General features: G+C 69.6%; 23 protein-coding genes. 19 read left to right on the top strand and 4 right to left on the bottom strand.

The window, feature by feature from the left end; genetic code table 11:
* Nucleotides 1-129: 129 nt before the first annotated feature.
* The 3 genes from ACGFIS_RS17030 (at nucleotide 130) to ACGFIS_RS17020 (ending at nucleotide 4,257) form a co-directional block, all read left to right on the top strand.
* Complete coding sequence (locus ACGFIS_RS17030; protein WP_392905890.1) at nucleotides 130-885, top strand: nuclease-related domain-containing protein; 756 nt, start codon at nucleotides 130-132, stop codon at nucleotides 883-885.
* Between the two features lie 233 nt (nucleotides 886-1,118).
* Nucleotides 1,119-2,885 carry an RNA polymerase sigma factor gene (locus tag ACGFIS_RS17025; protein WP_392905888.1) on the top strand — a complete coding sequence of 589 codons (1,767 nt, stop codon included), beginning with the start codon at nucleotides 1,119-1,121 and terminating at the stop codon, nucleotides 2,883-2,885.
* Nucleotides 2,886-3,036: 151 nt separating this feature from the next.
* Nucleotides 3,037-4,257: an NlpC/P60 family protein gene (locus ACGFIS_RS17020; RefSeq protein WP_392971528.1), complete on the top strand. Its 1,221-nt coding sequence runs from the start codon at nucleotides 3,037-3,039 to the stop codon at nucleotides 4,255-4,257.
* A gap of 144 nt (nucleotides 4,258-4,401) precedes the next feature.
* On the opposite strand, the gene ACGFIS_RS17015 is transcribed toward ACGFIS_RS17020, so the two are convergent.
* Nucleotides 4,402-4,893: an inorganic diphosphatase gene (locus ACGFIS_RS17015; RefSeq protein ID WP_392905885.1), complete on the bottom strand. Its 492-nt coding sequence runs from the start codon at nucleotides 4,891-4,893 to the stop codon at nucleotides 4,402-4,404.
* A 134-nt stretch (nucleotides 4,894-5,027) separates the two neighbouring features.
* Between ACGFIS_RS17015 and dacB the strand changes: the two genes are divergently transcribed.
* From dacB to ACGFIS_RS16960, 11 genes are all read left to right on the top strand, one after another.
* Nucleotides 5,028-6,443, top strand: coding sequence for a D-alanyl-D-alanine carboxypeptidase/D-alanyl-D-alanine-endopeptidase (gene dacB / locus ACGFIS_RS17010; protein ID WP_392905884.1), 1,416 nt, complete (start codon nucleotides 5,028-5,030; stop codon nucleotides 6,441-6,443).
* 116 nt (nucleotides 6,444-6,559) lie between these two features.
* Complete coding sequence (locus ACGFIS_RS17005; protein ID WP_392905996.1) at nucleotides 6,560-7,669, top strand: zinc-dependent metalloprotease; 1,110 nt, start codon at nucleotides 6,560-6,562, stop codon at nucleotides 7,667-7,669.
* Nucleotides 7,670-7,734: 65 nt separating this feature from the next.
* Nucleotides 7,735-8,733: a tRNA lysidine(34) synthetase TilS gene (gene tilS / locus ACGFIS_RS17000; RefSeq protein WP_392905882.1), complete on the top strand. Its 999-nt coding sequence runs from the start codon at nucleotides 7,735-7,737 to the stop codon at nucleotides 8,731-8,733.
* Nucleotides 8,734-8,860: 127 nt separating this feature from the next.
* Nucleotides 8,861-9,424 carry a hypoxanthine phosphoribosyltransferase gene (hpt, locus tag ACGFIS_RS16995; RefSeq protein ID WP_392905880.1) on the top strand — a complete coding sequence of 188 codons (564 nt, stop codon included), beginning with the start codon at nucleotides 8,861-8,863 and terminating at the stop codon, nucleotides 9,422-9,424.
* A 307-nt stretch (nucleotides 9,425-9,731) separates the two neighbouring features.
* Nucleotides 9,732-11,735 carry an ATP-dependent zinc metalloprotease FtsH gene (gene ftsH / locus ACGFIS_RS16990; RefSeq protein WP_392905879.1) on the top strand — a complete coding sequence of 668 codons (2,004 nt, stop codon included), beginning with the start codon at nucleotides 9,732-9,734 and terminating at the stop codon, nucleotides 11,733-11,735.
* Nucleotides 11,736-11,893: 158 nt separating this feature from the next.
* Complete coding sequence (gene folE / locus ACGFIS_RS16985) at nucleotides 11,894-12,478, top strand: GTP cyclohydrolase I FolE (RefSeq protein ID WP_392905994.1); 585 nt, start codon at nucleotides 11,894-11,896, stop codon at nucleotides 12,476-12,478.
* 269 nt (nucleotides 12,479-12,747) lie between these two features.
* Nucleotides 12,748-13,638, top strand: a complete 891-nt coding sequence (gene folP / locus ACGFIS_RS16980) for a dihydropteroate synthase (RefSeq protein WP_392971592.1) — start codon at nucleotides 12,748-12,750, stop codon at nucleotides 13,636-13,638.
* Nucleotides 13,635-14,072, top strand: a complete 438-nt coding sequence (locus ACGFIS_RS16975) for a nuclear transport factor 2 family protein (protein WP_358449346.1) — start codon at nucleotides 13,635-13,637, stop codon at nucleotides 14,070-14,072. The genes folP and ACGFIS_RS16975 overlap by 4 nt, the downstream gene beginning before the upstream one ends.
* Nucleotides 14,069-14,434, top strand: a complete 366-nt coding sequence (gene folB, locus ACGFIS_RS16970) for a dihydroneopterin aldolase (protein ID WP_392905878.1) — start codon at nucleotides 14,069-14,071, stop codon at nucleotides 14,432-14,434. Before ACGFIS_RS16975 ends, folB begins: the two co-directional genes overlap by 4 nt.
* On the top strand, nucleotides 14,431-15,018 hold the full coding sequence (folK, locus tag ACGFIS_RS16965; protein WP_392905876.1) for a 2-amino-4-hydroxy-6-hydroxymethyldihydropteridine diphosphokinase: 588 nt from the start codon (nucleotides 14,431-14,433) through the stop codon (nucleotides 15,016-15,018). Before folB ends, folK begins: the two co-directional genes overlap by 4 nt.
* Nucleotides 15,015-15,524, top strand: coding sequence for a DUF3180 domain-containing protein (locus ACGFIS_RS16960; protein WP_392971525.1), 510 nt, complete (start codon nucleotides 15,015-15,017; stop codon nucleotides 15,522-15,524). Before folK ends, ACGFIS_RS16960 begins: the two co-directional genes overlap by 4 nt.
* Nucleotides 15,525-15,616: 92 nt before the next feature.
* Here ACGFIS_RS16960 and ACGFIS_RS16955 read toward each other — a convergent pair whose 3' ends face one another.
* The gene (locus ACGFIS_RS16955; protein WP_392905874.1) at nucleotides 15,617-16,765 is read right to left on the bottom strand and encodes an NADH-quinone oxidoreductase subunit D; all 1,149 of its coding nucleotides are present in this window, start codon (nucleotides 16,763-16,765) and stop codon (nucleotides 15,617-15,619) included.
* 346 nt (nucleotides 16,766-17,111) lie between these two features.
* Between ACGFIS_RS16955 and ACGFIS_RS16950 the strand changes: the two genes are divergently transcribed.
* A complete protein-coding gene (locus ACGFIS_RS16950) occupies nucleotides 17,112-17,540 on the top strand; it encodes a PH domain-containing protein (RefSeq protein WP_392905872.1) in 429 nt (142 codons plus the stop codon).
* Between the two features lie 299 nt (nucleotides 17,541-17,839).
* The gene (locus ACGFIS_RS16945; RefSeq protein WP_392905870.1) at nucleotides 17,840-19,114 is read left to right on the top strand and encodes a PH domain-containing protein; all 1,275 of its coding nucleotides are present in this window, start codon (nucleotides 17,840-17,842) and stop codon (nucleotides 19,112-19,114) included.
* 58 nt (nucleotides 19,115-19,172) lie between these two features.
* Here the strand turns inward: ACGFIS_RS16945 and ACGFIS_RS16940 are convergent, their stop codons facing one another.
* Nucleotides 19,173-19,823, bottom strand: a complete 651-nt coding sequence (locus ACGFIS_RS16940; protein WP_392905868.1) for a polysaccharide deacetylase family protein — start codon at nucleotides 19,821-19,823, stop codon at nucleotides 19,173-19,175.
* Between the two features lie 484 nt (nucleotides 19,824-20,307).
* Between ACGFIS_RS16940 and ACGFIS_RS16935 the strand changes: the two genes are divergently transcribed.
* Both ACGFIS_RS16935 and ACGFIS_RS16930 read left to right on the top strand, forming a co-directional pair.
* Nucleotides 20,308-21,579 (top strand): SGNH/GDSL hydrolase family protein, encoded by a 1,272-nt coding sequence (locus ACGFIS_RS16935; RefSeq protein ID WP_392971522.1) that lies wholly within the window; start codon nucleotides 20,308-20,310, stop codon nucleotides 21,577-21,579.
* Between the two features lie 181 nt (nucleotides 21,580-21,760).
* On the top strand, nucleotides 21,761-22,969 hold the full coding sequence (locus ACGFIS_RS16930; protein ID WP_392905866.1) for a cytochrome P450: 1,209 nt from the start codon (nucleotides 21,761-21,763) through the stop codon (nucleotides 22,967-22,969).
* A 10-nt stretch (nucleotides 22,970-22,979) separates the two neighbouring features.
* Here the strand turns inward: ACGFIS_RS16930 and ACGFIS_RS16925 are convergent, their stop codons facing one another.
* On the bottom strand, nucleotides 22,980-23,993 hold the full coding sequence (locus ACGFIS_RS16925; protein WP_392905865.1) for an SAM-dependent methyltransferase: 1,014 nt from the start codon (nucleotides 23,991-23,993) through the stop codon (nucleotides 22,980-22,982).
* Nucleotides 23,994-24,168: 175 nt separating this feature from the next.
* On the opposite strand from ACGFIS_RS16925, the gene ACGFIS_RS16920 reads away from it, so the two are divergent.
* On the top strand, nucleotides 24,169-25,338 hold the full coding sequence (locus ACGFIS_RS16920) for a sensor histidine kinase (RefSeq protein WP_392905863.1): 1,170 nt from the start codon (nucleotides 24,169-24,171) through the stop codon (nucleotides 25,336-25,338).
* Nucleotides 25,339-25,367: the final 29 nt, after the last annotated feature.

The following is a 25,367-nucleotide window of genomic DNA, read 5'->3' as shown; positions in this document are numbered from 1 at the left end:
ACTGTCACGATGACAGTGTCAACTTCGAGACCAAGATCTCGTCCTCGAAACTCCTTGCTGGAACCGCCGGGCTGCCGCACGCTTATGCAGCCAGGTGCGGCTCGGGGGCCGAGGGGAAGGGGCCTTGAGGTGCGCAGCAGCGGTGTCGGCGTGTCCAACGCCGGAGCCTCGGCCCTGTATCGCCACCGCGCGCTGGCCGCGGAGCACCGCTGGGAACGGCGCGCGGTGCGGGCGGTGGTGGCCGGCGGATCGGGGGTCGTTGCGGCCGGTCTGAGCGTTTGGTGGGCGGGAGCCGTGGTAGCCGTCGTCGTCTTCGTCGGGCACGCGGCGTATGCGAGATTCAGGCCGGGACCTGTGACCAGTTGGCGGCGGGGTGCCTTGGCCGAGCGGCGTACCGGCCGGAGGCTGGCCCGCCTGGATCCGGCGGGCTTTCACGTTCTGCATGACCGGGCCTTGCCGGACGGTTCCACGCCCACGACCAATCTCGATCACCTCGTTGTGGGCCTGTCCGGCATCTACGCGATCGTCAGCCGACGGCTTCGGTGGGGTGCACGGTTGCGCCTCGGGCAGAGCCGTCTGTGGGTGGGGCGCAGACCGGTCGTCGGTGTGACCCGTGTGGCCGCTCGGGCCGCCGACACGGTGGCGGAACTGCTCTCCGAGGAGCTGGGTGAGGACGTGCACGTCACGCCGATGGTCGTTGTGCATGGTGCACGTGTCGCGCGGGACGGAGCAGAGCATGCCGGGGTGCTGTTCCATGCGGCCAGGACGATCCCACGTGCCATTGCGGGAGAGCCGGTCATCTACACCAGCGCACAGGTCGCGACCATCGCGGCGGCGGCCGAAGGGCTGTTGCCGCCGATGATGGAAATGCTTCTCCCTGAGTGAACGCCGGTCATATGTGTTTCACGTCGTGGAGTGCGTGATCGTTCACCGGGGCGATGCCCTGGTGAGCAGATGATCGATCCTTTATCGGAGGTACTTCGGTCGTAACGTCCTAAGAGTCTCATTCGCGACACTCTCCAAAAGTGTCACGAAGGAGTAAGAATGGTGTTCGGTATCTGAGTTCGATCTCTTGAAATGGCCTGTAAAGAGCGCCCGGACCCTTTACGTTTTGTGGCATGAACGACCATCTCCTGGTCGCGGCGCTGTGCGAACGTGATCCGGGCGCCCCGGCCGCCCTGTACGACGCCCATGCCGACCGGCTTTACGCGTACTGCTGGTTCCAACTACGGAGCCGGGACGCCGCCCAGGTGGCGCTGCGCGACACGCTCATCGTGGCGGAGGCGCACATCGGAAAGCTGCGCGACCCGGACCGGTTCGCGCCGTGGCTCTACGCCATCGCCCGGCTGGAATGCGCGCGTCGGCTGCCGCCCACGGATCATCCGCCGGACGTGCCGATCGCCAGCCACGACCAGGAGGACGTCGACCAGCGCATCATGGCGTGGCAGGCGGTCCTGGCGCTGCTGCCGGTCTCCCGGGAGATCCTGGAACTACGGGTCCGGCACCAGTTGGCCGTTCCCGACTTGGCCGCGGTGTTCGACGTACCGCTGAAAGACGCGCAGTCGGCGCTCGATCGTGCGCACGGCGAGCTGGCAGAGGCGTTGACGGCCGAAATGCTCGCGCACCAGGGCCCGTACGGTTGCGCGGAACGTGCCGCGCTGCTGCGGGAACGGCACGGCGTGGACTCGCACACCGGCGGCGCGAACGGCCGGCTGGCGGAGCACGCGGAGGATTGCTCCGTCTGCGGCGCGTTCCGTCCGCGTACCGTGTCGGCCACCAAGGTCTACGGACTGCTGCCGGAACCCGATCTGGCAGCGGAACTCCGGCTCCGGGTGATGAGCTGTTTCCTCGATCCCGAGCTTGTCGGCTATCGGCTCTTCGTCACCACCCGGATCACCGGGTTCACGCCTGACGGGTTCCCAGTCCAGGCCATGCAGCCTGCACGTCCGCCCTGGGCGTCGAGTCCGGGAGGCCATTCGTGCCTACGCCGCTTGCGCAGAACACGTTCCCTGTCGAATGAGCAGCAGCGCGGGAGCCAAGCGGTCCGGGGCGTCGTGGTGCTAGCAGTGGTGGCGCTTCTGTCCGGTGGCGGAATCGCCTCCATGTACGGGTTGTTCGACACCGGACGACGGGACGCCGACACTGTCGCCGGCCCACGCCCGAGCGCCGTTCCCGGCCTTTCGCAGTATCCGGTCCCCGGCCGGCGGTCCGCGGACCATCCGGAAGGTGCCGGTTACCTCGATGCCGCTCCTGTGTCGGCCACATTCCCGCTCGGTTCGACAGCCTCGTCCGCGCCGCCGACCGCACTGCGGACACCGTCGCCGGCACCGGCGCCCGCGAATGACCATTCGAGCCCTGCGGCCAAGAGCACGCTGCTGGTCTCCCCGCTCTTCCTGGACCTCGCGGGAGACTCGGACGGGTCCATAGAACTGCGGGCAGAAAGTGGATCGGTGACCTGGCGGGCGAGGAGCCAGGGAGCCGTAGGGGTTCACCCTTCATCCGGACGTCTTGCGGCCGGGCAAAGCGTGACCGTGCGCGTCCAAGTCTCGCGGAAGTCGAACTCCGGCGGGGACGGCACGATCACGTTCCAGCCCGGTGGGAGCCAGGTGCACGTCACCTGGCGGCCCGACGCTCCAGGCGCGGATCCGACGCCTTCGCCTTCGCCGACGCCGACGGGGCCGGGCCACGGATACCCGTCCACACCACCCGGGACTCACCGTCCGGGCCGCCCGTCACCCTCACATCGCGAGACCCCGCCGTCTCCAAATCCGTCGCCCTCTGGGCCGCCACCATCCGGTGACGGCCCGGATCCGTCACCGTCCACCGAGGCGTCATCAGGGGCCACGGCCGTCTCTCCAAGTACAAGCTCGCCGTCCGGCCCCTGACGGGGAGTGGCGAACGTACCCGCCATTGCCCGAGTCAACTACCCTTCGTAGGTGATCGTTTGCGCTAAGCAGTACATGCCTGGGGGAAGACGTGCTCATGGCATTCGGCGCAGCACAGATCCGTCGTGCGAGCTCGTCCCATTCCCGCAGCGTGGCACTGCGGCTGGCCGCCCTGTTCTCCACCGTGGCGATCTGCGTGAGCCTGTCGGCTCCGGCGGTGTCCGCCCGCCCGCCGGCGGCCGACCCCACCCCCGGCGCGGGGGACGTTGAGCGCAGCGAACGGCAGGTCAGGGAACGCGCTGCCGAGGTCGGCCGGACGAAGGCGAAGCTCGCGCAGGCCGACGGCGAACTCGACCGGCTCGCCGTGGCCGCTGCGGCCGCGGTGGAACGCTACAACGGCGAACGGCTCGGACTGCAACGTTCCCAGCATGCCCACAGGGACGCCCAGGCACGGCTGGCTGAGGCGAACCGGAGGATGGAGGAAACGCGAGCCGCACTGGCGTCGTTCGCCGCGCAGCTCTACCGGAACAACACCGGCTACGACCAGATCTCGTCGGCGCTCGTCGGCGACGGTGGCCCGCAGGGCTTCATGGACCGTGCCGCGATGGTCGAGATGCTCGTCAAGCGGCGGACCGCGATGGTTCGCCGCGTGGAGGCGTCCAAGACCGTCGCGGACGTATTCCGCCGCCAGGCGCAGAAGGCGCTCGACGAGCAGGGGGCGGCGACGAGACGTGCCGAGGAGGCCAGACGGCTCGCGCAGGAGGCGGTGGCCAGGCAACAGGCTTCGGTGCAACGCATCAAGGTGGAAAAGCGGCACCTGGAGCGGCGGCTTGGAAGCGCTCAAGCCCGAACTGCCCGGCTCAAGCGCGCGCGGGTACGGGCGTTGGAGAAGGCGGAAGCACGCAAGGTCCGTGCCTCCATCGCGGGTTCAGGACACCCTGCCGAGGGACAGACCACGTCGGCCAAACGTGGTGCGATCGCGGTGCGTGCGGCGCTCAAATGGCTGGCAACCCCGTACTCGTGGGGTGGAGGCACCACGGCCGGTCCAAGCTACGGTGTGGCACAGGGCGCGGGAATCCGAGGCTTCGACTGCTCGGGCCTGGCGATGTACGCGTGGGACAAGGCCGGTGTACGGCTCGACCACTGGACGGGCACGCAGTGGACGTCGGGACCGCACGTCCCCATCGACGCGTTGCGTCCGGGTGACCTCGTCTTCTTCGCGAGGGACACGTCCGATCCCGGCACCATCCACCATGTGGGCATCTACGTCGGCGACGGCCAGATGGTGGAGGCGCCCTACACCGGTGCACGGGTCCGCATCTCCGGCATTCACCGGGGTGACCTGATCGGCGCTACCCGTCCCGTCGGCTGAGGCCGTGCGAGGACGCGGAGCCGCTGCCGTGCAGTGGCGTGGGGGTGCGGTGGAAGAAGAGAACCCTTCCGCGTGGTGCCGCGCGGAAGGGTTCTTCACGAGTCGTGTCGCGTGGGCGCGGGAGCGGATCTGCGCGGGCGACGCTCAGTGGCCGCCCCGGTCCGCCTCGCGCTTGAGGGAGCGTTCGATCTCCAGCTCCGCCTCGACGCGGCCGACCCAGCTGGCGCCCTCGACGGACTTGCCGGGCTCCAGGTCCTTGTAGACCTCGAAGAAGTGCTGTATCTCCAGCCGGTCGAACTCGGCGACGTGGTGGATATCGCGCAGGTGCTCCTGGCGGGGGTCGGTCGCGGGGACGCACAGGACCTTGTCGTCGCCACCGGCCTCGTCGGTCATCCGGAACATGCCCACCGCGCGGCAGCGGATCAGGCAGCCGGGGAACGTCGGCTCCTGCAGCAGGACGAGCGCGTCAAGCGGGTCGCCGTCCTCGCCTAGGGTGTCCTCGATGAACCCGTAGTCGGCCGGGTACTGCGTCGAGGTGAACAGCATGCGGTCGAGCCGGATGCGTCCGGTCTCGTGGTCCACCTCGTACTTGTTCCGCTGGCCCTTCGGGATCTCAATGGTGACGTCGAAATCCAAGATGTCCTCCGCTCCCTGCACGCTCGCAGTGAATAGTCTTTCGGGAACCCGTGGGCGAGGCCGTCCCCACAGGATGTTCCCTTGTATAAGGATGTCGCACGTTGGTGAGTGCTGAGTGGGAGAGGGGCGGTCGCGTGCCTGCACGGGGCCGTGCCCTCGTGGTCCTGTCGCTGTCCCTCCTGAACGTTTTCATCGTCACCGCCGGGCTGGCAGTGGCCAAACTCACACCCGACCGCCACCTTTCCCCGCAGCCGCCCAGCGTGGCGGCGCGTGACCTGGTACGCGTCCCGGCCTCGGCGGCGATCCCCGCCGCCGATCCCCTGTCGGGCCCGTCGCCGGACGCGTCCACCCTGGCCGGTCGGCTCTCGGCGCTGATCGGCGGCCCCCGCGCGAAGATCAGCGCGGTGGTGATCGATGCGGCGACCCGCCGTCCCCTGTTCGAGCGGCAGTCCCACCGGCCGGCGACCCCGGCCTCGACGACGAAGCTGGTGACGTCGGTGGCGGCGCTCGCCTCGGCCGGTCCCGCCCACCGGATCACCACACAGGTCGTGCACGGCACCGGTGGCGGAATCGTACTGGTCGGAGGCGGGGATCCTACCTTGACGGCCCTTCCGGCACTCCCAGAGGGCCGTCCTCCCTTCGCTTCGCTGGTGGATCTGGCTCGGCAGACGGCCACCGCGCTGAAGGCGTCCGGTGTGCAGCGGGTGCGCGTGGACTACGACGTGTCCGCGTATGCGGGCCCCCGTACGGCCGCCGGCTGGAAACCCAATTACATGCCTGATGGCGAGGTCGCTCCGGTCACCGCCCTGACGGTCGACGAAGGCCGCGTGTCTCCCGGGGATCCGTCCAAGAGGACACGGGTCTCCGATCCGCCCGCCGCGGCAGCGAAGCAGTTCGCGCAGCTGCTGTCCAAGAACGGAGTGAGTGCGAAGCCCGGTCGCCGGACGGTCGCGCAGAAGGGGGCGGTGCGGCTCGGTGCCGTCCAGTCACCGCCGATGTCCGCGCTGGTGGAGCACTTGATGACCGAGAGCGACAACGATGTGGCGGAAGCGGTGGCGCGGCAGGTCGCCATCAAGCTGGGTCGTCCGGCGACGTTCGCGGACGCCGCCCAGGCCGTGGAGCAGGTCGTCGCCAGGCTGGGCGTGACGGAAGGGGTTTCGGTGAACGACGGCAGTGGCCTGTCCACGCGGAACCGCATCACGCCGATGGCGCTCGCCCGCATCGTCTCGCTCGCCGCCGGTGACGACCACCCGGAGCTCCGCGCGGCCGTCTCCGGTCTCCCGATCGCCGGGTTCTCCGGGACGCTGGGCCCCCCGCGCTTCACCGTCGGGGCCAGCCGGGCGGGGGCCGGGATGGTCCGCGCCAAGACCGGCACGCTGGCGGGCGTCAGCACGCTGGCAGGGCTCGCCTATGACGCGGATGGCCGGTTGCTCGCGTTCGCCTTCATGGCGGGGGATGGCAAGGGGCCGGTCGATCCCGGCAAGCTCGACCAGCTGGCGGCCGCCGTCGCCGCCTGCGGCTGCGGTGGCGCGCCCTCGGCCGGGGGCTGAGCGGGGTGTGGGCGCGGCCATACGGGAGATAACCAGGACGGTTGTTCGTTGAACGACTGTGCAGGGGCGCCTCGGCGCCGCGTCCGAAACGTACGGTGGAGTACATGAGCGCCTCAATGATCGACTGGAACGTGGCCGTCCAGGCGGGAACCCGGCTCGTGAGGCCGGGACCGCAGGTCAGCCATGCCGAGGCTCGTGAGGTCGTGGCGGAGCTGCGCGAGCTGTCGAAGATCGCCCACGGGCATGTGCGGGACTTCACCGGCATGGCCTCCGAGCTCGATCCGGATCCGGCGACGATCGTGGACAGGCCCGGCTGGATCCGGGCGAACGTGGACGGATTCCGGGTGGTGCTGGAACCGCTCATGGAGCAGATGAACGAGCGGCGTGGTCCGGGGCCCCTCGGAGGTGCGGGCAACGTCGTCGTCCAGGCCGTGGGTTCGCGCGTCACCGGCATGCAGGTCGGCGCGATTCTGGCGTACATGGCCAGCCGCGTCCTGGGGCAGTACGAGCTGTTCCTGCCGCCGGACCCGTCCGGCGAGGCGCCGACGGGGCGGCTGACGCTGGTCGCTCCCAACATCGTTCACGTGGAGCATGAGCTCGGTGTGGAGGCACGCGACTTCCGCCTCTGGGTGTGTCTCCACGAGGAGACGCACCGGGCCCAGTTCACGGGTGTCCCGTGGCTTCGCGAGTACGTGCAGGAGCAGATGACCAAGTTCCTGCTCGCGTCCGACCTCGACCCCGGCGTGATGCTGGACCGTATCCGGGACGCGGCCGAGGCCGTCGCCGACGCCGTGCGCGGCGGCGACGCCAACCTCATCGACGCGATCCAGAGCCCGGAGCAGCGCGCGATCCTCGACCGCCTCACCGCGGTGATGACGCTGGTCGAGGGACACGGCGACTACGTGATGGACGCGGTCGGCCCGGAAGTGGTCCCGTCCGTACAGCAGATCCGTTCACGCTTCCAGGGGCGGCGGGACGGCGGCTCCAAGCTCGACAAGACGATTCGGCGCCTTCTCGGCATCGACCTGAAGATGAAGCAGTACGCGGAGGGGTCGCGGTTCGTCCGGCGGGTCGTCACCGAAGTGGGCATGAGCGGGTTCAACCAGGTGTGGCAGTCGCCGGAGACACTGCCCACGCACGACGAGATCAAAGAGCCGGCCCTGTGGATGGACAGGGTCGTCGGCCCCCGCGCCCTGGACGCGCCCCCCGAGGCCAACGAGGCCTGAGCCAGGCCCGTTGGGTCCGGTGACCGTCGCGCGTGCGCGATGCCGCGTAGTGGTAAAGATTCTGCATGGGCCCTGATCCGGCGGTGGCGGCGGTACGTCTCGCGGTACGGCGCGTCCTGGCGGACCTCCAGCCAGGGGCCATGGTGCTGGCCGCATGCAGCGGCGGGGCCGATTCCTTGGCGCTCGCTGGTGCGCTGGCGTTCGAGGCGCCCCGCTCGGGACATCCGGCAGGCGGGGTGACGATCGACCACGGTCTGCAGGACGGTTCAGGCGAACGCGCCGACGCCGTGGTCCGGATCATGGCGGGCCTTGGCCTGGACCCATCCGGATCGGTCGCGGTCCTGGTGGACGGGGGAGGCGGGCCGGAGAACGCCGCCCGCGACGCCCGCTATACGGCTCTCGACGATGCGGCCGACCGGCTCGGGGCCGTGGCCGTCCTCTTGGGGCACACCCAGGACGACCAGGCCGAAACCGTCCTGCTGGGATTGGCGCGCGGCTCTGGGGCCCGATCGCTGTCCGGCATGCCTGCCGCCTTCCGCCGCGAGTCCGGCGTCCGCTACGTAAGGCCCCTGCTTGAGATCGACCGCGCGACCACGCGCAGGGCTTGCAAGGCGATGGGGCTGAACCCCTGGGACGACCCCCACAACGTTGATCCCGCCTACGCACGCGTACGCGTACGGCATGAGGCGCTCCCGGTCCTGGAGAAATCTCTAGGACCCGGCGTGGCCGAGGCTCTGGCGCGGACGGCGAGGATGCTGCGCGACGACGCGGACTTCCTGGACGAGCTCGCCGCACAGGCTTTCACCGACCTGGAAACCTCCGAAGACGGCTATGCCGTGGCCCTCCGCATCGAAGGGCTCGGTGACCTGGCCAGAGCCGTCCGCACCCGGGTTCTGCGGATGGCCGTCGTCAGGGCCGGCAGTCCACCCGGTACGCTCGCGGCCGTCCATGTCGATGCGGTCGATCGGCTGGTCACGGCCTGGCATGGCCAGCGGCACGTAGACCTGCCCGGGGGGCTGAGGGCCGTCCGGCGGTATGGGAAGCTGCTGTTCGGCCCGGTTTGACATCGCGCCGTGTGCGGCTCGCCACATGAGCCGGCACACGACGTGTCCGCTGCGTGAACGGGGAGAACGTCGCGCGGCTGTGCCCGTCCCACAGGACGGGCGAGGTCTCGGCGATGAGGGTGGGGTTGTGGACGAGAAAGACCTGGGCACAGACCTGGCGAAGGTGCTGGTCCCCGAGGCGGACCTGCAGGACAAGGTGCGGGAGCTCGCCGGGCAGATCGACGCCGACTACGCGGGCAAGGACCTGCTTCTCGTCGGAGTACTCAAGGGCGCCGTCATGATCATGGCGGATCTGGCGCGGGCGCTGCACACGCCCGCCTCGATGGACTGGATGGCCGTGTCGTCGTACGGGTCCGGGACGAAGTCGTCGGGGGTCGTGCGCATCCTCAAGGACCTCGACACCGACATCCTGGACCGGCACGTCCTGATCGTGGAGGACATCGTCGACTCGGGTCTGACCCTGTCATGGCTGGTCAGCAACCTGCGTTCACGCGGGCCCGCATCGCTGGAGATCTGCGCGCTGCTGCGCAAGCCGGAGGCGGTCAAGACCGACCTCGACGTGAGGTACATCGGGTTCGACATCCCCAACGAGTTCGTCATCGGCTACGGGCTCGACTACGCGGAGAAGTACCGGAACCTGCCGTTCGTCGGCACGCTCGCCCCCCACGTCTACGGCGGAGACGGCGCGTAGCCTCGCCCCTCAGGGAACAAGGGACCGTGACGAATCGTTGCAAAGGTCGTTGACGGGTATATGGAAGGGATGCAGGAGGACGGCGTCGGCTGCGTCTCCTGCGTCCTGCGGTGTACCGTCGGTGTCCCGGATCCTCGGGTTGGGGAGCCACAGGAGGGAAACCGCTGCGGTGGGTCCGGAGCCCAGGGCGACGGAGCTTTCGTGAGTCGGATTGTTGGTCGCCCCGGCGTCCGTCCCCCGGGGACGGGCGAGGATCGCACACAGACGTTGGTCAGGAGGGACGGGCCCCGGAGGGGTAACCGAATAAATGGACGTGAAGCGCTATTTTCGCGGGCCGCTGCTGTGGATCCTGCTGTTCGGCCTCTTGGTCGCCCTTGTCATGTGGGGCATCAACCCCGGCCCCTCGTACGAGAAGGTCGACACCTCCAAGGTCGTCCAGGAGATCAACGCGGGACAGGTGAAGTCCGCCAAGATCATTGACAAGGACCAGCGGATCGAGCTGACGCTCAAGAACGGTGAGCATCAGCAGACGTCGTGGGTCGACGGCCAGGGACACCAGCTCCAGCAGGCGTTGCAGAAGCAGGTCGACGCGAAACAGCTGCCCGGCGGCTACGACGTGGAGGTTCCGAAGCAGAGCTTCTTCCTGAACCTGCTGTTCAGCCTGCTGCCGATCGTCATCATCGTGCTGATCTTCCTGTTCATCATGAACCAGATGCAGGGCGGCGGCTCGCGCGTGATGAACTTCGGCAAGTCCAAGGCCAAGCTCATCACCAAGGACACTCCGAAGACGACCTTCGCGGACGTGGCCGGGGCCGACGAGGCCCTGGAAGAGCTGGAAGAGATCAAGGACTTCCTGCAGAACCCGGCGAAGTTCCAGTCCATCGGCGCCAAGATCCCCAAGGGTGTGCTGCTGTACGGCCCGCCCGGCACCGGTAAGACGCTGCTGGCCCGCGCGGTGGCCGGCGAGGCGGGGGTGCCGTTCTACTCGATCTCCGGCTCCGACTTCGTCGAGATGTTCGTCGGTGTGGGCGCCTCCCGCGTCCGCGACCTGTTCGAGCAGGCCAAGACGAACGCCCCCTCGATCATCTTCATCGACGAGATCGACGCCGTCGGCCGGCACCGCGGCGCGGGCCTCGGCGGTGGCCACGACGAGCGTGAGCAGACCCTCAACCAGCTGCTGGTCGAGATGGACGGCTTCGACGTCAAGGGCGGCGTGATCCTCATCGCGGCGACGAACCGTCCCGACATCCTCGACCCGGCGCTGCTGCGTCCCGGCCGGTTCGACCGGCAGGTCACCGTGGACCGCCCGGACCTGGAGGGCCGCAAGGGCATCCTGAAGGTGCACGGCCGCGGCAAGCCGTTCGCCCCGGACGTCGAGCTGGACATCATCGCGCGCCGCACCCCCGGCTTCACGGGCGCCGACCTGGCCAACGTGATCAACGAGGCTGCGCTGCTCACCGCGCGCTTCGACCGCAAGCTGATCGACATGGACACCCTTGAGGAGTCCATCGACCGCGTCATGGCCGGGCCGGAGCGCAAGACCCGCGTGATGTCGGAGAAGGAAAAGAAGATCATCGCCTATCACGAGGGCGGGCACGCTCTGGTGGCGCACGCGCTGCCGAACTCCGACCCCGTGCACAAGGTGACGATCCTTCCTCGCGGACGGGCCCTGGGCTACACCATGACCCTTCCGATGGAGGACAAGTTCCTCACCACGCGCTCGGAGATGAACGACCAGCTCGCGATGCTGCTCGGTGGGCGCACCGCGGAGGAACTGGTCTTCCACGAGCCGACGACCGGTGCGGCCAACGACATCGAGAAGGCCAGCTCCATCGCCCGCAACATGGTGACCGAGTACGGCATGAGCGAGCGTCTTGGAGCGCGCAAGTTCGGCTCCGGTCAGGGCGAGGTCTTCCTCGGCCGCGACATGGGCCACGAGCGTGACTACTCCGAGGACATAGCGTCCGCGATCGACGACGAGGTCCGCCGCTACATCGAGGCCGCCCACGACACCGCGTGGGAGATCCTCGTGGAGTACCGGGACGTCCTCGACGAACTGGTCGTGAACCTCATGGAGAAGGAGACCCTGTCCAAGGACATGGTGCTGGAGATCTTCGCGCCGATCGAGAAGCGGCCGCATCAGAACTCCTACACCGGCTATGGCAAGCGTCTCCCGTCCGACCGTCCGCCCATCCTCACGCGTAAGGAGCTGGCCCTTCTCGGCCCGCAGGACGTCACGGACCTGACCAAGGGCAATGGGCAGAGCGGTGTCGCTTCGGAGGCCGCCGACCCGGCCCAGGGTGAGAGCTGACCGCGTTGGTTGATCCGCAAGACGAAACGTCGGCGCGCGACGAGCCCGGGGACGTGACACCGTCCTCAGGCTCGTCGTCCACCGGCGCCCAGGGGCAGTGGACGGTGGACCAGGCGGCGCGGGACGCGGGACGGGCGTTCGTCGAGGGCGAGACACCGATCCTGGACGAGCCGCCCGGGTTCGACCATGCGCGGATCGAGAAGGCCGTGCGCGAGATCCTGATCGGGCTGGGGGAGGACCCCGACCGTGACGGGCTGCGTGAGACACCGGCCAGGGTGGCGCGCGCGTACGCCGAGCAGTTCGCCGGTCTGCGGCAGACGCCGGAGGATGCGCTGACCACGGTGTTCGACGCCGATCATGAAGAGATGGTCCTGGTGAAGGACATCGAGGTGTACTCGGTCTGTGAGCACCACCTGGTTCCCTTCCACGGAGTGGCCCATGTGGGGTACACGCCTAACATGAAGGGCCAGATCACGGGTCTGTCGAAGCTGGCGCGGCTGGTGGACGTGTATGCGCGCCGCCCGCAGGTCCAGGAACGGCTGACCAGTCAGGTCGCCGATGCGCTGATGAGCGTGCTGGAGCCGCGTGGTGCGATCGTGGTGATCGAGGCCGAGCATCTGTGCATGACGATGCGCGGTGTGCGCAAGCCGGGCGCGAAGACGGTGACGTCGGCGGTGCGCGGCGACTTCCGTGATCATGCCGAGACGCGGTCTGAGGCGATGAGCTTGATCCTCGGCCGCTGACGGCCGTCCGCCCGCCTTTCCGGGCCATCGAACGCCTGAACGGGCCTCAGCGTTGCGCTGAGGCCCGTTCTGCTGATTCCGGACGGGGTGGCCCGGCCTGCCGAGGCCGGTGTGCCGGGCCACGGTACGTGGCGTCGCGCCGGGCCGGTGCGCCGGCGGAATCGGGCGGCGGAGGCGTCGCTCCGGGGGGTTGAGATCAAGGCATAGGGTTGGGTGCCATGACCAGTGCCGTCGTTCCGGGGCTGCCCGCGCCAGGGCGCTGCCTCGTCATGGGCGTGGTCAACGTCACCCCCGATTCGTTCTCGGACGGCGGTGCCTGGTTCGATCCGGAGAAGGCCATCCGGCATGGGCTCGACCTCGTCGCGGAGGGCGCCGACATCGTGGACGTGGGCGGCGAGTCCACGCGGCCCGGTGCGCAGCGTGTGTCCGGGGACGAGGAACTGCGTCGCGTCGTGCCCGTCATCGAGGCCCTCATCGCGGAGAACGTGCCGGTCAGTGTCGACACCATGCGCGCTGAGGTCGCAGAGGCCGCCCTTGACGTGGGTGCCCTGCTGGTGAACGACGTCAGTGGCGGCCTCGCCGATCCGGACATGCCGCGTGTGGTCGCCGCCGCGGGTGTCCCGTACGTGGTGATGCATTGGCGGGGGCATAGCCATGACATGCAGACACGCGCCATCTACGAGGACGTCGTCCGCGAGGTGCGCGATGAGCTGCTGTACAGGGTCGACGCGGTACTGGCCGAGGGCGTCGACCCGTCGATGATCGTGCTCGACCCCGGCCTGGGCTTCGCCAAGAACCCCGAGGCGGGGCACAACTGGTCGCTGCTCGCCCATCTGGACGTTCTCACCGGCACCGGGTACCCCGTCCTGGTCGGCGCGTCCCGCAAAGGGTTCCTGACCAGGTTGCTCGCCGGCCCCGATGGCACGCCCCGCCCGTTCGGCGAATGCGACGACGCCACCGTGGCGGTCACGTCGCTGGTCGCCGCCGCCGGTGCATGGTGTGTGCGTGTCCACCGAGTCCGTCCCAACGCGGATGCCGTCCGGGTGTCGGCCGCCATGCGCGCGGCACGTCCCGCCGGTGAAGCACGTCCAGCCGGCGAAGAGAGTCCTGCACAAGCCGCGGCAGACGGTCGCGCCGACCACGGGAGTTCCCGCCAATGAGCCGTGCCGTGAACCGCGCCGACGTGGACGAGGTCCATGCCGAGTTCTACGCGGCGTTCGAGGCCGGTGACTTCGACCGCATGTCGGACGTATGGGCGGACGGCCCGTACGCGGACGGCGTCTCCTGCGTCCACCCCGGCTGGACGATGCTGCGCGGACGTGAGGAAGTGCTCCGCTCCTGGGCGCTCATCATGGCCAACACGACCTACATCCAGTTCGTGCTGACCGACGTCGAGACCGACGTGTACGGCGATCACGCCGTGGTGACGTGCAAGGAGAACATCCTCACCGCCGACGAGGACACCGAGGCCGGTTTCCTCGCCGGGGGAAGCATCGTGGCCACGAACGTGTTCGTTCGGTCGGACGGGGAGTGGAGGCTTCTGCTGCACCATGGTTCGCCCGTCCTCAATGTCGTGGATGCAGAGGAAGAATGAGTCTCGACCACATCGAACTGCGCGGCCTGCGGGCGCGGGGCCGGCACGGATGCCTGCCCGCGGAGCGTGAGCTGGGGCAGGAGTTCGTGGTGGACGCCGTCCTCGGCCTCGACACGCGCCCGGCCGCGGCCGGGGACGACCTCTCGCGTACCGTCGACTACGGAACGCTCGCCGGCCGCCTGGTCGCCGTCGTCGAGGGGGAGCCCGTCAATCTCCTTGAAACGCTGGCCGACCGGTTGGCGACAATATGTCTGGAAGATACGACGGTGTGCGAGGTCGAGATCACCGTCCACAAGCCGAGCGCCCCGGTGCCGCACCCCTTCACGGACATCGCCGTGAAGATCAAGAGGAGTCGCCCATGACCGCGTCCGACCGCATGCCCGACCGCACCGCCACCGGCGGCCACATGCTGGTCCAGCACCGTGTCGTTTTCTCGATCGGCAGCAACCTCGGAGACCGGCTGGACAACATCCAGGAGGCGGTGGACGCGCTGTTCGACGCGCCCGGCCTGAACTTCGTGGCGTTCTCCCCGGTCTACGAGACGCCGCCGTATGCGCCGCCCGGTGAGACCATCCCCGAACAGGGGGATTTCCTGAACGTGGTGGTCGTTGCCGATACCCGGCTGCCACCGGAGAACCTGCTCGAACGCGTCTTGAACATCGAGACGTCGATGCGCAGGGAACGGGTGGTCCGATGGGGTCCCCGCACACTCGACATCGACATCGTCGTGTTCGGGGACGTCACGTCCGACGACCCCGACCTGACGCTCCCGCACCCCCGCGCGCACGAGCGGGCGTTCGTCCTCGTCCCCTGGGCCGACATCGAGCCGGACGTGCTGCTGCCCGGGCACGGCCGTGTCGGTGACCTCGCCCAGGCCAAACAGGCGGAGGGTGGTCCGTCGGCCGTCCGCCGCCGGGAGGACCTGGCACTTCAGCAGCCTGCATGAAACCGTCCCGGCCGCTGTTCCTCATCGCGCTCGTGGCCGTCGTCGCGGTGATCACCTGGGCGGTGCTGCGTTCGGCCTACATGTCGCTGCCTCCGCTGCCGTGGACCGCGGTGCCGACGCTGCTGCTCCTCGCCCTCGGCGAGGGGTTCACGGGGCTGAACGTGCTGCGCCGCCTGCGCCGCAAACCCATGGAAGGGCGCCGGTCCGACCCGAACCGGAGACCGGCACCCAAGCCGCTGGAGCCCATGGCGGTGGCACGGCTCGCCGCCCTGGCCAAGGCCAGCGCGCACTCCGCCGCGGTCATCGCCGGCGTCTTCGCCGGGTTCGCCGTCAGCCTCACGTCGTCGCTCGACAAGGCGACCCCCCGCCAGGACTTCTTCGTCAGCGGCGGCACGTTCCTCGCCGCGGTCGTCCTCGTGGGGGCCGCGTTCTTCCTGGAGTACGCGTGCCGCGTCCCCAAGGACCCGGACGAGGAGGAACGCGACCGCGGTGCGTCCCGGGCGTAGGACGCACCTGTGCCCGTGCCTACTGCCCCGAACCGATCTGTCGCCGGGTGCGGAGCGGCGGGTGCGGAGCGGCGGGGTGTGGGGCGTGCCGGTCACTTGTCGATGTCGCCGACGACGAAGAACATCGAGCCCAGGATCGCGATCATGTCGGCGACCAGGGTGCCGGGCAGAAGTTCCTTCAGGACTTGGATGTTGTTGAACGACGCGGACCGCAGTTTCATCCGCCACGGTGTCTTCTCGCCGCGCGACACGAGGTAGTAGCCGTTGATGCCGAGGGGGTTCTCCGTCCAGGCATAGGTGTGGCCCTCGGGGACCTTCAGCACCTTCGGGAGCCTCTGGTTGATGGGGCCGGGCGGAAGTTCCGCCAGGCGGTCGAGGCAGGCGTCGGCCAGGTCGAGAGACGCGTGCACCTGGTCGAGCAGGCACTCGAACCGGGCCAGGCAGTCGCCCTCCGCCCGGGTGACCACACGGACGTCGAGGTCGCCGTAGGCGAGGTACGGCTCGTCCCGGCGCAGGTCGAAGTCCAGCCCGGACGCACGCGCGATGGGCCCCGACACGCCGTACTGCAGGATCTGCTCCTGCGTGAGGACGCCGACGCCCCTCGTCCGGGCGCGGAAGATCTCGTTGCCCATGATGATGTCGTCGATGTCGCCCATGCGGGAACGGACCTCGGACACCGCCGTCCGCGCGCGCGCCGCCCAGCCGGCGGGGAGCTCCTCCTTGAGCCCGCCGACCCGGTTGAACATGTAGTGCATTCGCCCGCCGGAGACCTCCTCCATCACCCTCTGCAACGCCTCACGTTCACGGAACGCGTAGAAGACCGGCGTGATGGCGCCCATTTCAAGCGGATACGAGCCGAGGAACATCAGATGGTTCAGTATCCGGTTGAGCTCGGCCAGCAGCGTCCTCGTCCAGACGGCGCGGACCGGCACCTCCATGCCGAGCATCCGTTCGACGGCGAGGACGACGCCGAGCTCACTGGAGAACGCCGACAGCCAGTCATGCCGGTTCGCCAGGACGATGATCTGCCGGAAGTCGCGCACCTCGAAGAGCTTCTCCGCCCCCCGGTGCATGTAGCCGACGATGGGTTCGGCCGCGGATATCCGCTCGCCGTCCAAGGTCAGCCTCAGCCGGAGCACACCGTGCGTGGACGGGTGCTGAGGGCCGATGTTCAAAGTCATGTCCTCGGTGGCGAGCTCCTTGGCGCCCGCACCGATCCCGACGATCCGTTCGGTGGTCATGGTCGCGCCTCCGCCGCTCCGGTCACCGCTTCATGGTCCCATGGCGAGCGGCACTCGTTATCCGGTTGACTAGGGGGCAATGAACGCGAGCCATGGCGAACCGCCTTACGAGCCCGCCGCGAACCCTGGACAGCAGGGGGCGGCTTACCCGCCCGCGCCGCCGGGCCCGGGTCATGGCGGTCAACCGCCAGGCCGGCCTGTTCAAGGGCAGGCGCCGGGTCAGGGACAGCTACCGGTAGACGACCCACCGCACCGGCAGCCGTCCGGGCCACCCGTCTACCAGGCGGACCAGGCGTTCGAGCCCGGCGGCGGCCTGCACTGGTCGCCCATATCCAGGCGCCATGCCTTGCAGCGGCTCCTCACCGCCGTTCTGTGGGCGATTCCGGTCGGCGGTGCGGGTGGGTTCATCGTGTGGGGGAACGGCGGCCTGATACCCGCCGCCATGTGGATCGCCGCCGTTCTGCTGGGGGCCGTCCTCACCTGGCTGGTGGCCGAACTCGACCGCCGGGCGTACGGCTACGTCGAACGTGCGGACGACCTCATCGTCACCCACGGAGTGTTCGTCAAGCGCCTCATCGTCGTCCCCTACGGGCGGATGCAGTTCGTGGACGTCACGGCGGGGCTCCTGGAGAGGTGGATGGGCATCGCCACCGTCCGGATGCACACCGCCGCGGCGGCAACGGACGCGACCATCCCGGGTCTGCCGACTTCTGAGGCCGCCCTACTGCGTGACCGCCTTGCCCAGAAGGGCGAGGAAAGGAGCATGGGGCTATGAGCGGCCCATACGGGCCATACGGGCCACCGGGACCGCCCGGACCGCCTGGACCGCCTGGGGCACCTGGACCACGAGGCCCGTACGGACCGCGCGGCCCCCACGGCGGTCCGGGACCGCCTACCGGGCCGCGCCCTCCCTACGGCCCACCGCCCGGCCCTCCTCCTGGCCGGCCAGGCCCGCCCTACGGTCCGCCTCGTCCGCCGTACGGCTACGGCCCCCCGCCGGGCTACGGGCCCCCGCCGGGCTACCGTCCACCCATCCGGTTCTCGGAGGGAACGCACCGGCTTCACTGGGCAACGGTGCCCCTGCGCGCGTTCATCTTCCTCATCATCTACTTCGTGCTGCTCGGCTTCCCTCTTCTGCTGACCCAGACGGATGACGGCGTCATCCTGGTGCTCACCCCAGAGGTCCTGGCCAGATTTCTCATCGTGAGCGTCCCCATGGCGCTGATCGCAGTGGGGACGGGCGTCTGGACGTGGCTGGCTCTGCGTTTCCGTGTCGACGGCGACGACCTCGTCGTCGAGACCGGTCTGCTCCGTAAGAACAAGCGCCGGATCCCGCTTTCGCGTATTCAGGCCATCGACCTTGTCCGTCCGCTGGTGACGCGGGTGTTCGCCCTTGCCGAAGTGCGGGTCGAGCTGGCCGGCGGCGAGCACAGCGAAATCGCCCTCCGCTACCTGGGGCGGCACTCCGCCAACCAGCTTCGTGCGGAACTCCTCGCCCGTGCCGCAGGGCTGCCCGGGCACACGCCCGAGGCCCCCGAAAGGCATCTGTGGCGGATCCGCTTCGGCACACTGCTCGCGTCCCTGCTTCTCCGGCTGCCCGTCCTCGGCACCGCCCTGCTCTTCCTCGCGTCGCTGATGTTCCTCGTCATGTACGCGGAGGGAGGCATTCTGGCCGTCACCCTCCCCGTCCTGCTCGGGCTCATCCGGGCGGTCATCGCGCCCTTGGTGATGTACGCCAACTTCACGGTCGCCATGTCACCGGACGGCATCCGTCTCCGTTACGGCCTTCTGGAAACCAGGATGCAGACGCTCCCTCCCGGCCGTGTCCAGGCCGTCAGCATCGTCGAACCGGCGATCTGGCGCAGCCTCGGCTGGGCCCGCGTCGAGGTCACCGTCGCCGGCTACGCGGGTGAGCGCCAGGCCCTCTCCTCGACGCTGCTGCCCGTCGCGCCCCGGCACGTCGCCATGCATCTCGTCTCGCAGGTGTTCCCCGGCACTCACATCGACGCCGTCTCCATCCTCCCGGCGTCCTCCAAGACCGTGGCGATCGACCGCGCGGACGGCGCCGGCACCGACGACGTCGTCTTCGTGGCCCGGCATGGCTGGCCGTGCCGCCGCACCGACGTGATCGCCCACGCCCGCGCGCAGTCGGTCCGCCTCACCGTGAACCCGCTCCAGCGCGTTCTCGGACTGGCCACCGTCCACGTCGACGCGCCCCCGGGCATCGTCCAGGTCAGCGCCGCCGACCGTGAACTGGGCGAGGCCCGCGCGATCGTCGAATCCGCCGCCGGCCGTGCCCTGGCGGCCCGCCGTGCGGGTGGCGGAGACCCCACCCGCTGGGCCCGCTGACGACCTGTCCGCAGAACACGGAATCGCGTTATCCACAGGATCGCGTTCTCCTTGTCCGTTAAGCCGGGACCCCCGAGCATGGAGCGACCGCGATCGCATGGAAGGGGGTGTCGCCGAAGGGAACCTCGCGCGGGGTGAAGGCGATCTCGCCCGGGTGCAGTCCGCGATCGCGCAGGTCGCTGATGATCTGCGGGAGGGCGTCGATGGATGCCTGCGCCCAGTCGTGCATCAGGAAGATGCCGCCCGGCTGAAGGGTGCGCGCGGCCGCCACGATTTCGTCGGTGGTGGCTCCGGCCCAGTCCCGGGAGTCGACCGTCCACAGCACTTCAAGCAGATCCAGGCGCGCTTCGTCGGCCCTGATCGCGTCGTTGGTCTCGCCGTAGGGCGGCCGGAACAGTGAAGGCCACTCACCGGTGATGCGGTGCAGGGTCTGCTGGGCGCCGAGGATCTCCCCGAATGCGGCCTCGCCGGCTTCGGGGAGATGAGGATGCGTGTAGGTGTGGTTGCCGATCCACATCCCGGCCTGCTGCTGGGCGCGGACGAGCCCGGGATCGGCGTCGGCGTTGTCGCCCTGATTGAAGAAGGTCGCCCTGGCGTCGGCGGCCCGCAGCCCGTCGAGGAGAGCGGGCAGCGTCGCGGGCGTCGGCCCATCGTCGAAGGTGAGCGCGACATATCCCTTCGGCGTGCGACTCTCAGTTTTCGCGCCCATCGCACCGCCCACAGTGTTCGAACAGAGACGGGAAGGTCATCGTGACCGAAACCTTTCGAAAGCATATCGGTGGTCGATCGGTAACGTACGTGGCCCTGATCGTGCGGTCAATGGTTCTGCGTATCGTGCATGTCTGGGCTTCGAGGTACCCGAGTGCGAGCTCCTTGTCTCTGTGGGTTTGCTGAGAATCGGTTCTTGACGACCCGATCTCGGCGACGTACGTTCTTCGGGAATTCGAAAAGCTTCGAAACTTTTCGATACTCCATCTGCACACCCGGGCGTGGTTCGCGGAGTTGATCGGAGACCTGTGGTGAGACGCTTCCTTCCCAGATCATCGTCTGTCCCGCCGCACATCCGGGCCGGGCGGCGGACGCTGAAAGCCGGCGCGTCCGCCCTGCGGGGGCACGGGACGCCGGTGCGCGGCAGGGTGGCCGCCGTATTGATGCTCGCGCCGGTCCTTGTCGCGGCATCGTTCTCGATCACCGTGAGAGGTGCGGAGGGCGCCCCCCGGACGGCCGGCGGCCCGGCCGCGCCGGAGATTCATGGCCACTGGGTCGGCAGCTGGGCGTCGATGCCGCAGCTGACCGAGCCCCACAACATGCCGCCCCCGCCGTTCACGCGGGACGACGTGGTCCTCGGCGACGCCACGTTGCGGCAGACCATCCGCGTCTCGGTCGGCGGACGCAACATGCGGCTGCGGTTCTCCAACGCGTTCGGCGGCGCGGAACTGCCCATCACCAAGGTCTCGGTGGCGTTGCCGGACGGCGGGCAGGCCGGCGTCGGCTCGATTCAGCCGGGGACGTCCCGTCCGGTGATGTTCGGCGGCAAGCCGTCGGTGGACATCCCGGTCGGTGCGCAGATGGTCTCCGACCCGCTGCGGTTCCCGGTGGCGCCCCGCTCCATCCTGACCGTGACCCTCTACCTGGCGGACGGCCAGGCCTCCACCGACATCACCTCCCATCCGGGGTCGAGGACCACCTCCTACCTGGTGGCAGGCGACCACGTAGGGGACACCGATCTGCCCGGGGCGGCCCGCACCGATCACTGGTACTTCCTCAGTGGCGTCGAGATGTGGGCCGGGCCGCCGACGGCGGCGGCCGTCATGCTGGGCGACTCGCTCACGGACGGGCGGGGCTCGACGACCAACGGGAACGACCGCTGGCCGGACCGGCTGCTCGACCGGCTGCAGTCCCGTCCGGGCACGTCCGGCATCGCCGTCGTCAACCAGGCGGCAGGCGGCAACCGGGTCCTCCATGACGGGCTCGGCCCCAACGTGCTCGCGCGGCTGGATCGCGATGTGCTGGCCCACAGCGGCGTCCAGTGGCTGGTCGTCTTCGAGGGCGTCAACGACATCGGCACCGCCGACGCCGTTCCGGGGGCTCAGAAGCAGATCGCCGACAGGCTGATCGCGGCATACGAACAGATCGTCGTCCGCACTCACGCGCAGGGCATCCGGGTGTACGGCGCGACGCTCACCCCGTTCGGCGGCAACACCATGTACGACGACGAGAACGGATACCGCGAGGAGGCCCGCCAGACCGTCAACAGGTGGATCCGCACGAGCCGACGCTTCGACGCCGTCATCGACTTCGACCGGGCGGCGCGTGATCCGGCCGATCCGCGGCGCCTGCGCCCGGCGTTCGATGTCGGCGATCACCTGCACCTGAACCCCGCCGGCTACAAGGCCCTCGCCGACGCCGTCCCGTCCCGCCTCTTCCGGCACCGCCCCCTGCCGCCGGCCTTCGGCTTCGAGTGAGGCTTCCCGGCGGAACGATCGCCGGACGTGGCATGGCAGGCCACGAAAGGTGATGGGGATACGAGCAGGGCGCCGGCCGCCGTGGATCGGGTCGGCCGAGTTGTGGGAGCAATCGAGCCGCAAGCACCGGCGGCCGGCGCCCGACCACCACCCCCGTCCGGGATGCGAATATCGTCGGAACATGAGCGATCTGGCGTATGACCCCTGGTCTCCCGAGTTCGTCGCGGACCCGTACCCGGCGTTCGAGCGGCTCCGGGCCGAGCGTCCCGTGTTCTTCCACGAGCCCACCGGCCAGTGGGTGATCAGCCGGTATGAGGACGTCGACGCACTGCTGCGGGACCGGCGGCTCGGGCGGTCGTACCTCCACATCGCCGGCCACGAGGAGTTCGGGCAGGAGCCGGAGGCCGACTTCCTGAAGCCGTTCTGGGACCTCATCCGCGCCGGGATGCTCGACGTGGAGCCGCCCACGCACACGCGGCTCCGCCGCCTGGTGGCCAAGGCGTTCACCGCCCGGATGGTGGAGGGCCTGCGCCCGACGATCAGGCGGCTCGCCGGTGAACTGGCCGCGGCCCTGGCGGACGAGGGCGGCGGCGACCTGCTCGCCGAGGTCGCGGAGCCGCTGCCGGTGAACGTCATCGCGGAGATGCTCGGCATCCCCGTGCAGGACCGGCATCTCCTGCGCCCGTGGTCGGCGGACATCTGCGGAATGTACGAGCTGAACCCGCCGGAGGAGGCGCAGCGGACGGCGGTCCGCGCCGCCGTCGAATTCTCCGACTACCTGCGCGGGCTGGCGCGGGCCCGGCGGGACGAGCCGCGCGACGACCTCATCACCGCGCTCGCGCAGGTCGTCGACGAGGGCGACCGGCTCACCGAGGACGAGCTGATCGGCACCTGCGTCCTGCTGCTCAACGCCGGCCATGAGGCCACGGTCAACGCGACCGGCAACGGCTGGTGGTCGCTGTTCCGCAACCCGGCCGAGCTGGACCGTCTCCGCGCCGACCCGTCGCTCGTCCCCACGGCCGTCGAGGAACTGCTGCGCTACGACACTCCGGCGCCCATGTTCGAGCGCTGGGTCCTGCAGGACATCACGGTCGCCGGTGTCGGCATTCCCCGTGGCGCCGAGGTCGCGTTGCAGTTCGCGTCCGCCAACCGTGACCCGGAGGTGTTCGCCGACCCCGGCCGGCTCGACCTGTCCCGCGACCCGAACCCGCACATCACGTTCGGCCTCGGCATCCACTACTGCCTGGGCGCACCGCTCGCGCGGATCGAACTCGCCGAATCCTTCGGCGCGCTCCTCCGGCTGGCCCCCGACCTTCGCCTGGCAGCCGAGCCGAAGTGGAAGCCGGGCTACGTCCTGCGCGGCCTGGAGTCCCTCCCCGTAGAACGCTGAACCGCCGGGTTCAGGGGGTGAGGGGGGCGGGCATCGGGATGCCGACGGTTTGGGCGAGCCAGCCGAAACCGCCCAGGCCGGACGGGTCGGTGAGTTCGGCGTCCTCACCGGCGTGGCAGAGGGCGGCGACGTAGGCGCGGGGGTCGCGGTGGGCCAGGTCCAGGGGCGGGCGGGCACCGGAGAGCCCGAGGCCGCGCAGGGCGTCGCGCTGGGTGGTCAGGAGGCTGGACGTCGCGCCGGCGCGTTCACCGGCGCTGGTGCAGGCGTCGAGCGCGACGTGGGCGGTGACGTCGCAGGACCCGTCCGGGACGGCGGGGACGGTGGCGCCGTCGCGGTAGCCGGCCAGGGTTCCGTACACGGGTCGCGATTCGCGGGAGTGCGAATAGTCGACGGCGAGCGCGAGGCCCTGGGAGAGCCGCGCGACCACCGACGCCCAGGCGGCGCAGCGAGGGTGGCCGATCTCGGCGCGGTCGCCGGGTTCGTGGAGCGGCCACCAGCGCTCCAGCCAGTCGCGGTCCTCGTCGGACGGGGGAGGGCCGGGGCGTTCGGTTCCGGTGGCCGGGTCGACGAGAACGGTCCGGACGCCGTCCGGCGTGCGTTCGACGACGTCCAGCGGCACGTTGTCGAGCCATTCGTTCGCCACGGCCAGCCCGGTGATGCGGCCGGGCAGGTCCGGACGCCAGAGGATGCGGGACGGGATCTCGGCGGGTCGGGGTGCGATCTCCACGGCCGTGGGGACGAGCCGGGCCGCCAGGTCGGGTGGCGCGCAGGCCAGGATGTTGCTCACCAGGTGCCCGGATCCGGCGCCGATGTCGACGACGTCCAGCCGTTCGGGGCGGCCGAGCAGGGCGTCGACCTCGACGAGCAGGCGGGCGATGGCGGCGGCGAAGCGCGGTGAGGCGTGCACCGAGGTGCGGAAGTGCTCGGCGGGACGTTCCCCGCGCCGGTAGAAGCCGTCATCCCCGTACAGCGCCCGGTCCATCGCGGTGCGCCATGTCAGCCATTCGGAAACCAACGCCGCCACGACTGCGACGTTACCGTGACCGGAGGCGTCCGCCGCCGCGTCCCCGCGGTATGTCCGGACGGTTCTCGCGGGTATGCGCCAGAGTTCTCGCCCGGCCGGCGTGCCATCCTTGCGGTGGACACACGTCCGACCTGCGACTGATCCGTTCTGACCTGCATGTCCGTACCCTGGCGGCATGGTGGCGAGTGCGTGGGATTGGCTGCGGCGGAAGAAGCCGCTGGTCGACGCGTTCTTCGCGCTGCCGCTGCTGATCGTCGCCCTGCCCTCGCTGCTGGGGAACTCCTACGGGATCGACGAGCGGTGGTACGTACTCCTGACGATCGGGTTGACCGGCCCCCTCATCCTGCGCCGGACGTTCCCGCGTGCGGTGTTCGCCACGGTCGCGTTGATCTCGTGTGTCCAGTGCCTGCTGGGCGTGGTCCCCGTGCAGGCGAACATGGCGGTCCTGATGGGGCTCTACACGGTCACGGCGGGTTACTCGTTGCGCTGGGGGCTCGCGGCGGTGCTGATCACCGAGGCCGGCGCGGTCATGGCGACGTTCCGCTACCCGTCCGGCGCCGACGACATGAAGTACGCGTTCGCCATGCTGACGGTGTTGGTCGCGGGCACGTGGCTTCTCGGCCTGCACATGCGGACTCGCCGCGCCTACCTGCGTTCCGTCGAGGAGCGAGCCGAGCGCCTGGAGCGCGAACGCGACAACGAGGTCAAGGTGGCGATGGCCGCCGAACGCGCACGCATCGCCCGCGAGCTGCATGATGTCGTGGCCCACAACGTCAGCGTCATCGTGGTGCAGGCGGACGGTGCGTCCTACGCGATCGACACCGATGTGGGACGGGCCAGGCAGGCACTCGAGACGATCTCCTCGACGGGACGGCTGGCGCTGGCGGAAATGCGGCGGCTCCTCGGCGTCCTGCGGGAGAACGACGACGCGGGGGTGTTCGCGCCGCAGCCCGGGGTGGCGGAGCTGGACGATCTGATCGAGCAGGTCCGCGCGTCCGGGGTGGCGGTGACGTTCGAGACGGACGGGACGCCGGCCATGTCGGAGGGGCGCCAGCTCACGGTCTACCGGATCGTCCAGGAGGCGCTGACCAATACGCTCAAGCACGCGGGGCCGCGTGTGACGGTGGCGATCCGGCTGCGGTACGCCGAGGGCGCCCTGGAGATCCGGGTGGACGACGACGGGCGCGGCGCGGCCGCCCCCGACGACGGGCGGGGCCACGGCCTCGCCGGGATGCGGGAGCGGGTCGCCGTGTACGGGGGCGAGGTGCGCGCGGCACCGCGTCCCGGCGGCGGGTTCGAGGTGGTCGCGCGGATCCCGGTACGTGAGGAAGTGGGTGCGTCGTGACGGAGCGGAGCGGGGGCGTGAGCGCCGGT

This window comes from Spirillospora sp. NPDC048824 (genome assembly GCF_043198455.1).
Taxonomy (GTDB): domain Bacteria; phylum Actinomycetota; class Actinomycetes; order Streptosporangiales; family Streptosporangiaceae; genus Spirillospora.
This window is presented reverse-complemented; position numbering and strand designations above follow the sequence as displayed.